This is a genomic window from Moraxella atlantae NBRC 14588 (assembly GCF_001591265.1).
In the GTDB taxonomy this organism is placed as follows: domain Bacteria; phylum Pseudomonadota; class Gammaproteobacteria; order Pseudomonadales; family Moraxellaceae; genus Faucicola; species Faucicola atlantae.
In genome coordinates this window covers 85,335-99,515 of sequence record NZ_BCUL01000008.1, presented here as the reverse complement: position 1 = coordinate 99,515, position 14,181 = coordinate 85,335, and the positions used below count along the sequence as shown (strand labels likewise).

The following is a 14,181-nucleotide window of genomic DNA, read 5'->3' as shown; positions in this document are numbered from 1 at the left end:
TTATTAACGACTTATATCCTATCTATCGTACTTTTTTTAGGTACGCCTGGTCCAGTTACTGTACTAGTAGTTAGTGCAAGCATTAAAGATGGTTTTCTTGCAGGTTTAAAAACTGTTATGGGAACTAATACAGCTTCTTTAATTTTGATTTTTATTTCTTTTATCATAATTAAAGGTGTATTCTCTATAAGTGAGATAGCTTTAAATTGGCTAACCCTAATAGGGTCTTTATATTTATTATACTTTTCAATAGGTATCATACGAGACAAAGTGGATATACAAAGAACTATTGATGAGAATTCTAATAAAATTACGAAAAATCACTTTAAAGATGGTTTTCTCATAGGTATTTCTAATCCCAAAGACATATTATTCTTCATCGCTTTTTTCCCAATGTTTTTGAGTGTTTATCCAAACAACATAGGTATATCTATGTTTATCCTAGTGATTATTTGGATAATACTAGATTATTCTATTCTTTCTACCTACTCTTTTGTTTTTTCAAAAATAAGTAATAATAAGATTGTCAATATTATAAATAAGCTCTCTGGAATGATTTTATTACTTGTAGCTTTATATGCAATATACAAAATGATAAACACTTTATATCTTTTTTATTTAAATTAATCTTAAAAAACCGTCCTTCTGGACGGTTTTTTCTTTTATTTTTTCAAAATTTTTAACAAAAAATCTTTTTTTATCTTTTTAAAGCTTTTGTCTTTTTTAGAAAGTCGTTGAAAGTCTTATGTGTATTGGGATTGTAAGGGGTAAAATGACGACAGCCGCGCATTATTGCGCTGGTTTTGCGTTGCGTCTAGACTTTATTTTGCTTAGGGCGGTACGCATGGGTAAGCTGTTGGGCAACGAAGCTGACCGTATCGGCAGGCTGTTCACTGGCAACTTGGCGCAATAGCCGTGAGGGCGCATGGGTCAGGGTTTGGGTCAGCTGATGGGTTAGCTCAGTGATGACCGTTTCGGCAGGTTGCCCATCGGCAAGACGTTGTAGCGAATGCGCAAGCAAACGCTCGGCATGGTGCTGTGCTTGCTCGCGGTAGTCGTGGATATCTTGCCCAACGCGGCGCACTAAAATTCGCCGCTCGATACCAACCACCAATTGGCTGACCAACAGTTCTGCTTCAACCGCCGCTTGGCGACGTTGTTCTAAATTGCCTGCAATGACGTGTTGTAAATCATCTATCGAATACAAATACACATCGTCCAAACCACCAACGCTTGGCTCGATATCGCGCGGTACGGCTAAATCCACCATCAACTGTGGACGATAACGGCGTTTTTTTTGCGCCTGTTTGACCATTTTTTTGTCAATCAACGGGTACAAGCTGCCGCTACAACTGGTCACGATATCCGCCAACGGCAACGCCTCAGGCAATTGAGCAAGGCTGATGGTGTCAATCTGTGCCACCATGCCGCGTAATGCGTCTGCCAGCAGCTGCGCACGAGCAGGACTACGGTTACAAATGATGACCCGCGCCACACCTAAGCCTACGATATTGGTCGCAACCAGTCGGTTCATCTCACCTGCCGCTACCACCAATAGCGTGGTGGCAGCAGGTTTATCAAAAATTTGCGTGACCAATCGTGCGGCAGCAAACCCAAGTGATACAGCTTGTGAGCCGACCTGTGTTTCGCTGCGCACTTGTTTGGCGGCGGCAAACACTTGCTGCACCAACCAACCGAGTTTAGGCGACAAGCTGCCTGCGTCTTCGGCTTGTAGCACAGCGGATTTAATTTGCCCCAAAATTTGTGGCTCGCCTAAAATCATTGAGTCAAGACCCGATGCTACACGAATCCAATGCGTCAAGGCTTGTGTGTCTTGATGGCAGTACAGATGCGGCGCGATTTGCTGTGCATCAATGCCTTTAAATTGCGCCAGCCACGCGATGACACGCGCGGTCAGATCATTCATGGCTTGCCCATCGGGCGCAAGAACGTACAGCTCGGTGCGATTACACGTTGAAACAATCACCGCACCTGCTGTCAGTTGTGCCAGTTGCGCCAACGCCGTCGGGATTTCATCACCACCAAACGCCAGTTGCTCGCGCAGCGCAACTGGTGCAGATTTGTGATTAACCCCAAGAACAAACAGCCGCATAAGCCAGCCTAATCCCCATGCCCGCGCCGACTCCCATTCATCGGCGGCACTACAACCCACGCATAAGGCTTACGCGCGCTTGGTTGCAAAACGTGTATTATACCATGTTGCGCCTAGCAGCAAAACCTTCAACCCTCGTCGGATATTTTTCTGTCACTGGCGTGCCACCGTCGCCAAGCTGTGCTATTTTCGGCGTTAAAATCACGTTATAATACGCTTCATGCTGATTTTTTGATAAAATATTTAATAAAATTTTTATTGTTTTATCTTAAGATTTCAATTGATATCGTTTTAAAAATTTTCTGCCAATTTGTTTGCTTATGTGTCAAGCAGATGTGATCATAAAGCAGATTTAACACAAGAAACCAACGCCATGAACTTGCTTGTGCTAAGCTTATACCCACCTTTGCCAACCGTTACTGACGCGCTCAAGCGTGTGGCTGTTGGTATGGTGTTGGCAGTGGGCATGGGGCAAATAAACGCCGCGCCTATGCAAGCGTCATCGTATACAAGCGCGGCATCAGCCATCACGCCTGCCGCCAACCCAACCGCAACCAGCCAGCCTGCGCTATACAACATTATGCTGGCTGAATTTGCTGCCCAACGTGGCGATATCGGCAAGGCATTGGCAATTTACCGTCAGCAAGCGTTTTTGGAAAATGCCGCGCCTGTGTTTGAGCGCGCACTGGATTTGTCGCTGCGCTATGACACGCCTGACAGCGCCTTAACCTTTGCTCATGCGTGGCAGACTCAGCATCCCGATGATGTGCCTGCGCTGTTTTACGTCACGTATTTGGCGCTCAAAGCCCATCAGTACGAACTGGCAGGTGAGCGACTCAACGAGATTTTGCAGTACGACCCCAACGCCGATTTGAGCCAAATTTTGGCAGGGATTTATCCGACCGATCGCCAGTCACAGCGCGAACTGCTAGACACGTTACAAAAACTGGATATCAAAACCAATCCAACGCTGCTTGTGATGAAAGCAGGTTTATTGTTGCAGTTTAATGAATCGCAAGCCGCGCTAGATGCCATCAACAGGGCGTTAAAACAACGTCCTACCAGCCCTGCGTACTTGACGCTTAAAGCCGATATTTTGCAGACATTGGCACAGCCTGCTGAGGTCAAACGCTTTATTGCCGAGGCACGACGCACCCTACCCGACAACAAAAGCCTGTTTTTGTACCAAACGCGGTATTTGATTGAACAAGGCGACACATTGGGTGCATGGCAGAACTTGAACGATGACAAAAACCGCGCGTTTTTGGCAGATGATGACATCAAGCTGTTGGCAGGATTGGTTGGTATCGACAGCCAGCGCTACACAGATGCCGAGCACTGGCTGACTGAGCTGACCCAAAGCCCCGAATACCGCAGCCAAGCCTACTACTATTTGGCGACCAGTGCCGAACGCCAACACCAAGATGACCGCGCGATTGCCGCGTATGCCAACGTCATGCAGCCTGATTTGGTCTTGGCAGCGCGTAAACGCCAAATCAATCTGCTGATAACACAACAACGCTACAGTGAGGCACTGGCAAGCGCGGTCAAATTGCGCCGCGATTTTGACCGTTTTGCCGCACAAAGCTATATTTTAGAAGCCGATGTGTGGGCACGTACAGGGCGACGCGAACAAGCCATCAACACGCTTAACAGCGCACAGGCTGCCTTGCCCGACAATCGTGATATCGTGTTTGCCAAAGTGCTATTGATGCCAGACACTAACCCTGCTGCCAAGCTGCCTTTGCTTACCGAGCTTGTGCGCACCGCGCCCAACCAAGTCGATTATCAGCTAGAGTACGCGCGCACATTGGTTAGCCTCAAAACCCGTAGCGATGAAGTAAACGCCTTATTAATGCCGCTGATCAATGACCGCGAGGTTGGTTTAAAGGCGCGTCAAATTTTGGCGCAACAAGCCTTACACCAACAACAATATACGCAAGTGGTGAATTTACTAGAGGATAATTTTGACATCTTGCCCGATATCATCAGCGGTTTGTTGCTGCGCGAGGCGTACAACAAACTTGGCAACCACGCAGAAGCCACACGCGTGGATAAGATTTTACAAGACTTATTGCAGTCGGGCGAACGCTGACCATCACCCATCACTGACTGCCCAATGACTGCTAAGCAATTGGCTTGTGTACCAACAAGTTGTTTTATGATACACGTTTTTCAACCGTCTAATGGTTAGTACCTATGCGCCCAATTTATCCTGTTTTATTGCTGACCAGTTTGCTTACCGCGTGTCAAACCACACCCAAACGCCCTAGTCCTGCGCCGCTACCTGTGCCTGCCGCACCTACCCCGACATCTAGCGCACCTGTGGTTGTCGTGCCAACGACCAGTCCAATTGTCGCCGCCGAAGCCAACGCCAAAACCACGCCTGTTAGCACCACCCAGCCTATCCCACCAAGCTTTAACATCAACGGCAAATTGGGCTTTAATAGCCCCAAAGGTGGCGGTAGCGCGCTGTACACCTGGGTGCAATCAGGCGTTAGATTTGATATTGAATTGACCGCACCGTTTGGCATGGGGCAAACTCAAATCCACTACGATGGCACCTCCGCGACGTTGACCGATGGCAAACGCACACGCCAAGCCGACAGCCCAGAGGCGTTGCTGCGCCGCATGTTGGGCTTTCAAGCACCGATTTCACAACTACCGTTTTGGATGATGGGGCAACCTGCACCCAGTGACAATGCTGCCGAGCGCGACGCGCAAAACCGCCTAACCCGAGCCACCAATGGCGATTGGCAAGCCGCGTTTGATTACGCGACCCAAAATGCCGCGCCCAACACCCTACCCAGCCGTTTGGTCTTAACCCACCCTGCTGGCTATAAGGTGGTGATGACAATTAACCACTAAACGGCTCTTAGTCATCCAGCAATATCCGCCTGCGCATGCGCAAACGGGATACACGCCGCCAACGCGCTGCAGTCTTGCCCACGGGCGCGTTGGACAAAAAAATCCTGCACCATTTGCGCTTGCTGCTCAACACCATATGCCAAAAACGGCTTACCCGTTATGAGCTGATAGCGATAACGGCGGTCAAACGCGGCGCGGCGCAATACCGCAATGCCTTGCTGTAGTTGCCACACGTGGGTCAGCTCATGCACCAACCACGACTGCTGGGCGATGCTTTGTTGGCTAAAATCTGCCACCCAGTCATCGGGATGAAAGTAAATGTTGCCATTGGGGCTTACGGCGTAATGCTTGAGTACCCACCACGCGGTTTTTAGCCGTATATCATCGAGTGCCAACGAGTCGCCAAACACACTGTCGGCAATGGCGCGTTCGCCTGTTGTCAAAAGGCGCGATTGTTGGCGCAGGGTAAATGGGTTGGAAAAGGGTAATCGGGGCATGGCGGTGGATTTTGGGTGGGCTGCTATCGTTAGTTTGACTGTTTATAGTCTAGCATGGTTTATAGTTTAGCATGGCTTCTTATAGTTTAGCATGGCTTCTTATATTTTAGCATGGCTTATAGTCTAGCATGGCTGCCGCATAAGTTCAGCCATACACAGCATCAAACCTTACCACCAAAACGCTTGACTTCACCCAACAAGCCTTTTATTTTAGTATTCATTTTAGTTAGCGCGTTTTAAACCACCAGCCACCCATGAACCCCCAAATTCCGCTTGCCCAACGTATGCGCCCACAACAACTTGCCGACATCATCGGGCAGCGGCATTTGTTGGGCAATGATGCACCGATTGCGCGGATTGTTGCGCAGGGCTATTTGCCGTCGATGATTTTGTTTGGTGAAGCAGGCATTGGCAAAACCACGCTTGCGATGCTACTTGCCGATGCAGTGGGGCGTGAGTTTCGTCCATTGTCGGCGATTCGTGCAGGGGTTAAGGAGTTACGCGCCGCACTTGAGGTTGATAACGCAGGTGGCGGCTTGTTTGCCGCTCCGCCTGTGGTGTTTGTGGATGAAATTCATCGGTTTAATAAGGCACAGCAAGACGCGCTACTTGGTGCGGTTGAGGCAGGCGACATCACCTTGATCGGTGCAACCACCGAAAACCCGTCGTTTAGTGTCAATAACGCGTTATTATCGCGCTGTCAGGTGTATCGTTTGCAGCCGCTCAGCGATGCTGAAATTGACGCGATTTTGCAACGCGCCATCACGCAAGATGATGTGTTAAGCCAGCAAAATATTGCCTTGCGCCAGTCGGGCGCCATCAAAGCCTTGGCACGAGGCGACGCGCGCAAAGCGTTGAATTTGCTTGAGATTGCTATTCAAGCGCAAACTTCTGCCGACCCAAATACGCTGATTGTCGTTGATGATGCAGCGGTCAGTCGAGTGGCAGGCGCGGCACTGGTGCGTTATGACCGCGATGGCGACCAACATTATGACATCGTCTCGGCGATGATCAAATCCATTCGCGGCAGTGACCCCGACGCAGCGTTGTATTGGATGGCGCGGATGTTGGTGGCAGGTGAAGACCCTGCGTTTGTCGCGCGGCGATTGGTGATTGCAGCAAGTGAGGATATCGGGCTTGCCAACCCCAACGCGCTGCTGTTGGCAGACACCGCTTTGCGCAGTGTACAAAGCATCGGTATGCCTGAGGCGCGGATTATTTTGGGGCAAGTGGTGGTGTATCTGGCAACCAGTGCCAAATCCAACTCAAGCTATCGCGCCATCAATCAAGCCATGGCACTTGCCGAGCGTGACCAATCGCCCGTACCGCTGCACCTGCGCAACGGCGTAACAGGCTTGATGAAAGCGCAAGGCTATGGCGCGGCGTATGTTTATCCACACGACCACCCCAACCACTACCACCCCCAGCAGTATTTGCCCGACAGCCTTGTCGGCACGCAGTTTTATACCTTTGCCGATAACGCCAAAGAGCAGCAAAGCTATGCTTTTATGCAATGGCTCAAGCAGTCCACCCAATCTAATTCCTAACCTTTTTTGCTCTGACGCTTTTAACACAAACACCCAACTTTGCCCCTGCGATGCGCGCCAATTCGTTTTATAATAATCGCTAAATTTAAACGATTTTCATTTATCCCATCGGGTTTGAACAAAAATTTTTAAGCATTTTAACAACAGGTGACGTATGGCACTCGACAGCATTTCTGCAATCATCGATGACATCAAAAACGGTAAAATGGTCATTTTGATGGATGACGAAGACCGCGAAAACGAAGGCGATTTGATCATGGCGGCGACCCACGTGCGCCCCGAGGATATCAATTTTATGATTACCCACGCGCGTGGCTTGGTGTGTCTGACACTGACCGAAGCGCGCTGCCGTCAGCTTGATTTGCCGCTGATGAGTGACAAAAACGGTGCCAAATTCAGCACCAATTTTACCTTGTCGATTGAGGCGGCAGAAGGCGTAACCACAGGTATTTCGGCGGCTGATCGCGCGCGTACTGTGCAAGCAGCGGTATCAGCGACTGCCAAGCCATCGGACATCGTCAGCCCTGGGCATATTTTTCCCATCATGGCGCAAAAAGGTGGGGTGCTGCATCGCGCGGGGCATACCGAGGCAGGCTGTGATTTGGCGCGGCTGGCAGGTCTTGAGCCTGCGGCGGTGATTGTTGAAATCATCAACCCCGATGGTACGATGGCACGGCGTGATGATTTGGAAAAATTTGCCGCCGAACACGGTATCAAAATCGGTACGATTGCCGATTTGATTAACTACCGCATTACCCACGAAAAAACGGTAGAGCAGGTGGCAAGTTTTGCCCTCAATACCGAGTTTGGTGAGTTTACCGCATACCGTTTTGCCGAATTGGGCTCGGCAGATACGCACTTGGCACTGGTCAAAGGCGACCCACGGGCAGGTGTCTCAACCGTGCGCGTGCACACGCTGCAGGCATTGCGTGATTTGTTTGGCGTACAAAGCACAACGGGCGGCGGACAATGGGACGTGCACAACGCCTTGCAAGCCATTCAAGACGCGCAGCAGGGGGTGTTCGTTTGGATTGGTGGGCAATCGTCATTGAATTTGGGTGACGCGCTTGATCGCTTCGCCGAAAGCCAATCGGCAACGGCAAGCCAGATCCAAGCCCAAAGCCAACAGCAACCGCCACAAGCCTACCGCAGTATCGGTGTGGGCGCACAGATTTTACGCCATTTGGGCGTGCGTGATATGCGTTTGTTGTCATCGCCAACACGGTTTAATGCGTTATCGGGCTTTGGTCTAAATGTGGTCGAAAACGTGGCAAGTCCGCAAGATTTGTAGCCGCCATCACAATCTTGCCGCGCCCCACGCCTAAACATCGAACGTTTAGGCTTGTTGTATTGGACTAAGCATGTTGGATTAAGCGTGACTGGGTGCTTGGTAATATTTCATCAGATCACGACGTTCATCATCACTAATCGGGCGTTTTTGTCCATTACGATCAACAAACACCAACACGCTTTCGGCAGTGGCGACAACTTCTTGTTGCACTTGGCTGACATAATGGTACGAATACGTCATGCTGGTGGTACCGATGTGGGTAATACGAATGCCGATCGCCAATGTATCAGGGAATACCACAGGACGCACAAAACGACACGATGACGCGACAACCACGGTGGTATTGTACTGATTAAACATACCCAGCAGCTGGAGCAAATACACGCGCGCGCGTTGGGCGTAGTCGTAATATACCACGTTATTGACGTGGTTAAACGCGTCCATGTCGCCCCAATCGACGATCTGTGGATAAATCACATCGTAGTCTTGTAGCGCAGGGTGGCTCAAGGTTTGCGCGCTCAGCGTTTGGTCGGGGATGGTGTGGTGGGTGGTCATATCGTCCTTGTCCTTTTTGGTTGTATACTACTAGAGCGTGTCCGTGTTTGCATAATGTGGCTAAAAATTGACAAAATCACCAGCATATTTTGTTCTAAATTAGGGACACGTCCTAATCCTTATGCAAACGCATCAAGCCTTCTTGCTGGACGCTGGCGACCAACGTGCCATGCTGCCACAGTTGTCCGTGATTGAGGCTTTTGGCACTAAAGCTGTTGTCGCTCCACATATCGTACAGCAGCCAATCGTTTAAATCAAACGGGCGATGAAAATGCATGCTGTGGTCAATGCTTGCCGCCTGCAAACCCTTGGTCAAAAAGCTAATCCCGTGCGGCATCAGCCCCGTGCCAACCAAATAAAAGTCTGAACAAAATGCCAACAACGCCTGCTGAATCTGCATGGATTGCGCGCCAAGCTGCGGAATGCGTATCCAGTTGGCTTGCTTGGGCGGCATGGGTGTGGGGTGAATTGGGTCACGCGGTGTCACAGGTTTAATCTCGACATGACGGCGGCGCATATAACGTGCCCTGAGTGCGTCGGGAATTTTGCCAATCACGCTGTCTTTGATTTGCTGCTCAGTCAATAGCGTGTCGGGCGACGGATAGCTTGGCATCGCGCTGTGGTAATCCAGTCCTGCCTCGATGGGCGAAAACGATGCCATCATCGAAAAAATCACCGTCGGGCGTTGGTCATCGTCATACTGCTGAGCAGTCACGCGCCGCGCTGATAAGCTACGCCCATCGCGCACAGTTTCAACCTGATAATACACAGGGCGGCGCACATCACCACCGCGCAAAAAATAGCCATGTAATGAATGACACGGCTTGGCGTGATCGACCGTGTGGCTGGCTGCCATCAACGCCTGTCCAAGCACCTGCCCACCAAAAATCCGCGCGCCAACGTAGTCATAACTTTGCCCAACAAAGCCACCTGCTGCACCCGTTGGCACCAGTGTTAAGGTCTCAAGCAGCTGCGCGACCAACGCGCGATAATCGGCATCTGTCGGTGGCGTGTTGGCAGCATTGGGCTGATTGGATGATGGGCAAGGGGTGGCGGTGGGCTCAAGCATGGCGGATTCTTTTGGTTTTTTTAACAATGGCAGTGACAGTGATTGACAGCTTGGCTGACATTAACCGCTTAAACAATGGGTCAATATCAGCAACAAGACAAATAGCGGCGCAAAACGCCTGTTTGATATTATACAAACGCAACAAATTTTGTGCTACATGGTTTAGAAATTTAACATTTTGTGGCATGATAAAGCCATTTGTACTTTGCCTTAGCGGACTTGACGTTCAATAACGGTTTATTTTTACACACAAAATCAAAAATAAGCGATGGATTTTGACCAATCGCAGGACATCGGTATGCCAATTAAACGCCCAACCCCCCAAAAAAACCGCACAGCGCCCTTCACCCAGCCCATTACCGAACGGCTGAACCCATGGCTCAAACAAGCCTACCGCCGTTTGTCGGGCAATCTGCTCGGGCTTGCCGTCAAACCGCAACTGATTGGCGAATTACCAACCGACACCGCCACGTCTGCGCCAGCCGATCAAACAGCCCAAACCACGGCATATACAGCGACAGACGCCCCACAACCGCCCGCCCACGCTGCCGATGATGGGCTGACGTTTTATGTGCTCAAGGAATACTCACGCAGCAACAGTATTTTGATTGATTTGGTGATTGACCGCGAAACCAAGCAACAAAACTTGCCGCCTGCACTGGCAGATGTGGTCGATAGCGCACACGGTATTCGCGAATCCTCCGCGATGGTGTTTTTGCACCACTACCGTCACAAGCATGTCACCACATCGCCGCGTTTGTTGCGGCTGATTACCGCCGTTTTGTCGCACCCAACGCTCAATGTACGCTTGATTCCTGTGACAATTTTGTGGGGACGCGCGCCCGAAAAAGAAGACTCATTGTTTAATCTATTGACCGCCGATGAGTGGCAAGTGCCCAGTATTGGCAAACAATTGTTTAATATTGGGGTAAAAGGGCGCGATACGTTTGTTGAATTTCATCCTGCCATCGATTTGCGTACGCTACTCAACACCCAACAAGCCGCTGTCCCAACCGACACCACGCCAAACCACCAGCCCAACCAAATTTTGACCAATGATCTCACCGATACCAGCCAAGCACAATTTGCGGTGACTTCCACGGCATTGATTTCACAAGCTGCCGCCATTGACAGCCTAGCGCGTATGGTGCAAACGCGCTTACAGGTGTATCTTGACCAACAGCAAGCGGCGATTTTGGGCCCTGATTTGTCCGACCGCCGTAATGTTGTTGATAAGCTGTTGTACTCACCTGCCGTGCAGCACTCCATCGAGCTTGATAGCCAGACCAATCAGCGCCGCACTGCCGAAAGCCGCCAATTGGCGCGTGGCTATCTCAATGAAATCGCCAGCGATTATTCACACGCCACGGTGCGTTTTTTGGAGCGTTTTTTGACGTGGCTGTGGACGCAGCTGTATGACGGCGTTGAGGTGCGCCACTTTGAGCGCGTGCGCGCGTTGGCGGTGGATCATGAAATCGTGTATGTGCCATGCCATCGCAGCCACATGGATTATCTGCTGCTGTCGTATTTGATTTTTAACCGTGGCTTGCGCGTACCGTATATCGCGGCAGGTGACAACCTTAATATTCCGATTTTGGGACAAATTTTGAAAAACGGCGGCGCGTTTTTTATGCGGCGCAGCTTTAAGGACAATCCGCTGTACGGCGCGGTGTTTCGTGAGTACGTCCACAGTATTTTGGTGCGTGGCACACCGCTTGAGTACTTTATTGAGGGCGGACGTTCGCGTTCAGGACGGCTATTACCACCCAAAAAAGGCATGCTTGCCATGACTGTACAAAGCCACTTGCGTGAGGCAGGCAAGCCGATTGTGTTTATGCCAACCTACATCGGCTATGAGCGCATCATGGAAGGCGGCACCTACGTCGGCGAGCTACAAGGCAAGCCCAAAGAAAGCGAATCGCTGTTAGGTTTACTCAAAGCGGCGCGTAAAATCGAGCGGATTTTTGGTACGGTACATGTCAGCTTTGGGCAGCCGTTGTTTTTGGCGGATTTTATGCAAAAATATGATGTCGCGCCTGCCTGCCTGCCGCATGACCGCACCGACGCCCCCATGCCTGCCAACGCCATGCAGATGATTGATAATTTAAGCATCAAAATCATGCAGGGCATCAACCGCGCGGTGGTGATTAACCCCGTATCGCTGCTGTCATTGGTGCTGCTTGATACACCGCACGGCGCGCTTGATGAACAAAGCTGTCTTGAGCAGCTGGCACTGTACCAACGCCTTGCCGAACGATTGCCGTACGATGAGGATACCTCTGTTACTACTGAGACACCGCAAGCTATCATTGACTATGGCATTCGCTTACAGTTGATTGAGCGCACACCGCACATGCTTGGCGATTTGATCCGTATTGCCGATGGGCAAGCTGCGCTATTGAGCTATTTTCGCAACAATATTTTGCATGTGTATATTTTGTTGTCACTGTGCGCTTGTTTGGTCGAGCGCAATGGCAGCATGACGTATGCCGATATCGCGCGTGTGGTCGGCGTGATGTATCCGTTTTTGCAAGCTGAGTTGTTTTTAAAATACCCATCGCGTGAGCTTGACATCACGCTGCGTCAGCATTTGGCGGTGTTGGCGGATGAAGGGCTGATTGTCATGCAGACAAACGCTAGCGCGCAGCCCACCGCCATGCTGGCTGCGATTGATCACAACACCATCGATGCGCACACCCGTTTTGCCCCACCTGCACCCAATACGCGCCGCTATCAGCAGCTTGCCGTACTTGCCAACGCTGTTGAGGCAAGCCTTGAGCGTTATTTTATGATTTTGGCACTGCTTAGCCAGCAAGGTTCAGGCAAGCTGACTAAGGCACAAACCGTAGATTTGGGCTATTTGCTTGGTCAACGTGTGTCTGCATTGTATGAAGACGATATGCCAGACTTCTTTGACCGTGCGCTGTTTAGCAGCTTTTTGGACGCGCTTGAACGCCTAGGCTATATCACGCTGTCGGCAGATGATTTGATTGAGTTTGATACACGCATGGATGACATGGCGCAAAGTGCAGGCTTTATTTTAAAACTTGACGTGCTGCATATTTTGCGTCAGCTTGCCGCGCTTGAAGACGGTGAGGTGCAAGCCACTTTGCAAGCCATGCAGGACAAAAAAGCCAGAAAGCACAAAAAATCAGCGCGTAACAAAGCTTAAACTAGCAAGGCTTAAACCAGCAAGCAAAATCCATTCAAAAAAAACGCGGTTATCCCCTCGATAGCCGCGTTTTTTGGATCATATGCCAACCTTAATCGTTGGTATGAAACAGCAAATACAACTCAACCAAATTTTTCTCCATCGCCGCCGCCATTTGGCGCACGGTGTCTTGGTCTTGTAGCAAAGCCTGCATATCGTCTTGCTCCTCATCAATGCCGCTAAATAGCACCATCGGCAAGGTCAGCATGGCAACATCTTCTTCGGTGTCGGCATCGGCAAACCAGTCATCGGCTTCATCCTCACTGGCATACATGGCATCCACAAAGCCAACCGACCACTCTGCCAACGCGGTGTCATCGATATCAAAATCCTCTGCGCCCATCAGTTCGTCTAGCTCATCGATGTCAAACGGCAGCTCAATGGTGTGGTCTTCTTGCAAGGCAGCTTGCAGCTCATCACGCCATTCACCGATCGCGGTCAGTACATCGGGCGATACCTGCGCTTGGTGCCCTTCAAACAACATCGCTTGCCAATTTGCCAACGGCTTACCAACCAAGGTTGCCGTCAAAAAGCCGTGGGTTGCCAATGCGCTTAGCCCAAATTCGTTGGCATCGCTGTCCAAATACTCGATTAAATCATCAAATTCCATCGTTGTTCTCACTTGTGTAGATTATTTGTGTTTGGGTTACCTGATGGTGGTTATTGTTGATGGTGCTCACCGTGGGTTGGTCGTGTAATTAGACGGCCAATCAATCATCTAAATCGTCAAAATCATCGTCTAGCTCATCAAAATCATCAAACGTGTCTTTGAGTGAGCGCGCTAGGCGTTTTTCCTCTAGCAGGCTGTCAATCAAGCGGCGTTTTTCTAGGCTGCTGCGTTTGCCAACCGCGTCATCATCGACCAGTCGCGCGTCATCGTCATCATCAAAGTTATCGTCTTCAAAGCTGTCGTCTAAATCGGTACTTGCCATGCTTGCCCTCGTCATGTGGTGAAGGAATTGCTTGCGGTGATAAAAAATGCTTGGGAAAATTTGGGCGCGGTGATTGACCGCGCCAGCAACTGGTTGCT

Annotated in this window: 12 protein-coding genes; 6 read left to right on the top strand and 6 right to left on the bottom strand. The window is 50.2% G+C overall.

All coding sequences use genetic code 11. The annotated features are described in order from the left end of the window. On the top strand, positions 1-627 hold a 627-nt coding region (locus MA2_RS06565; RefSeq protein WP_156470938.1), incomplete at its 5' end, for a LysE family translocator. Positions 628-814: 187 nt separating this feature from the next. On the opposite strand, the gene hemA is transcribed toward MA2_RS06565, so the two are convergent. Further along, positions 815-2,113: a glutamyl-tRNA reductase gene (hemA, locus tag MA2_RS06560; RefSeq protein ID WP_067058123.1), complete on the bottom strand. Its 1,299-nt coding sequence runs from the start codon at positions 2,111-2,113 to the stop codon at positions 815-817. Between the two features lie 373 nt (positions 2,114-2,486). Here hemA and MA2_RS06555 point away from each other — a divergent pair, with 373 nt between their 5' ends. Beyond that, positions 2,487-4,208 (top strand): tetratricopeptide repeat protein, encoded by a 1,722-nt coding sequence (locus MA2_RS06555; protein WP_115253973.1) that lies wholly within the window; start codon positions 2,487-2,489, stop codon positions 4,206-4,208. Between the two features lie 104 nt (positions 4,209-4,312). Continuing rightward, positions 4,313-4,981 carry a lipoprotein insertase outer membrane protein LolB gene (gene lolB / locus MA2_RS06550; RefSeq protein ID WP_067058119.1) on the top strand — a complete coding sequence of 223 codons (669 nt, stop codon included), beginning with the start codon at positions 4,313-4,315 and terminating at the stop codon, positions 4,979-4,981. 11 nt (positions 4,982-4,992) lie between these two features. Here the strand turns inward: lolB and MA2_RS06545 are convergent, their stop codons facing one another. Beyond that, positions 4,993-5,478 carry a type IV secretion protein Rhs gene (locus MA2_RS06545; RefSeq protein ID WP_067058117.1) on the bottom strand — a complete coding sequence of 162 codons (486 nt, stop codon included), beginning with the start codon at positions 5,476-5,478 and terminating at the stop codon, positions 4,993-4,995. Between the two features lie 254 nt (positions 5,479-5,732). On the opposite strand from MA2_RS06545, the gene MA2_RS06540 reads away from it, so the two are divergent. Continuing rightward, positions 5,733-7,025: a replication-associated recombination protein A gene (locus tag MA2_RS06540; protein ID WP_067058115.1), complete on the top strand. Its 1,293-nt coding sequence runs from the start codon at positions 5,733-5,735 to the stop codon at positions 7,023-7,025. Between the two features lie 154 nt (positions 7,026-7,179). Then, positions 7,180-8,316: a bifunctional 3,4-dihydroxy-2-butanone-4-phosphate synthase/GTP cyclohydrolase II gene (gene ribBA / locus MA2_RS06535; RefSeq protein ID WP_067058113.1), complete on the top strand. Its 1,137-nt coding sequence runs from the start codon at positions 7,180-7,182 to the stop codon at positions 8,314-8,316. Between the two features lie 78 nt (positions 8,317-8,394). On the opposite strand, the gene MA2_RS06530 is transcribed toward ribBA, so the two are convergent. After that, positions 8,395-8,871, bottom strand: a complete 477-nt coding sequence (locus MA2_RS06530) for an acyl-CoA thioesterase (protein WP_067058111.1) — start codon at positions 8,869-8,871, stop codon at positions 8,395-8,397. A gap of 112 nt (positions 8,872-8,983) precedes the next feature. Next, positions 8,984-9,940 (bottom strand): acyl-CoA thioesterase, encoded by a 957-nt coding sequence (locus MA2_RS06525; protein ID WP_079352040.1) that lies wholly within the window; start codon positions 9,938-9,940, stop codon positions 8,984-8,986. A gap of 298 nt (positions 9,941-10,238) precedes the next feature. Here MA2_RS06525 and plsB point away from each other — a divergent pair, with 298 nt between their 5' ends. Continuing rightward, positions 10,239-13,112, top strand: a complete 2,874-nt coding sequence (gene plsB / locus MA2_RS06515) for a glycerol-3-phosphate 1-O-acyltransferase PlsB (protein WP_245945274.1) — start codon at positions 10,239-10,241, stop codon at positions 13,110-13,112. A gap of 91 nt (positions 13,113-13,203) precedes the next feature. On the opposite strand, the gene MA2_RS06510 is transcribed toward plsB, so the two are convergent. Together MA2_RS06510 and MA2_RS06505 are read right to left on the bottom strand one after the other, a co-directional pair. Beyond that, the gene (locus MA2_RS06510) at positions 13,204-13,761 is read right to left on the bottom strand and encodes a YecA/YgfB family protein (RefSeq protein WP_067058107.1); all 558 of its coding nucleotides are present in this window, start codon (positions 13,759-13,761) and stop codon (positions 13,204-13,206) included. A 100-nt stretch (positions 13,762-13,861) separates the two neighbouring features. Then, positions 13,862-14,083, bottom strand: coding sequence for a PA3496 family putative envelope integrity protein (locus MA2_RS06505; RefSeq protein WP_067058155.1), 222 nt, complete (start codon positions 14,081-14,083; stop codon positions 13,862-13,864). Positions 14,084-14,181: the final 98 nt, after the last annotated feature.

Bases quoted from the DNA above. Each gene is read 5' to 3' on its own strand.
- MA2_RS06545 (WP_067058117.1), bottom strand. From the start codon at position 5,478: ATGCCCCGATTACCCTTTTCCAACCCATTTACCCTGCGCCAACAATCG.
- hemA (WP_067058123.1), bottom strand. From the start codon at position 2,113: ATGCGGCTGTTTGTTCTTGGGGTTAATCACAAATCTGCACCAGTTGCG.
- MA2_RS06530 (WP_067058111.1), bottom strand. From the start codon at position 8,871: ATGACCACCCACCACACCATCCCCGACCAAACGCTGAGCGCGCAAACC.
- MA2_RS06505 (WP_067058155.1), bottom strand. From the start codon at position 14,083: ATGGCAAGTACCGATTTAGACGACAGCTTTGAAGACGATAACTTTGAT.
- lolB (WP_067058119.1), top strand. From the start codon at position 4,313: ATGCGCCCAATTTATCCTGTTTTATTGCTGACCAGTTTGCTTACCGCG.
- MA2_RS06555 (WP_115253973.1), top strand. From the start codon at position 2,487: ATGAACTTGCTTGTGCTAAGCTTATACCCACCTTTGCCAACCGTTACT.
- MA2_RS06540 (WP_067058115.1), top strand. From the start codon at position 5,733: ATGAACCCCCAAATTCCGCTTGCCCAACGTATGCGCCCACAACAACTT.
- MA2_RS06510 (WP_067058107.1), bottom strand. From the start codon at position 13,761: ATGGAATTTGATGATTTAATCGAGTATTTGGACAGCGATGCCAACGAA.
- MA2_RS06525 (WP_079352040.1), bottom strand. From the start codon at position 9,940: ATGCTTGAGCCCACCGCCACCCCTTGCCCATCATCCAATCAGCCCAAT.
- plsB (WP_245945274.1), top strand. From the start codon at position 10,239: ATGCCAATTAAACGCCCAACCCCCCAAAAAAACCGCACAGCGCCCTTC.
- ribBA (WP_067058113.1), top strand. From the start codon at position 7,180: ATGGCACTCGACAGCATTTCTGCAATCATCGATGACATCAAAAACGGT.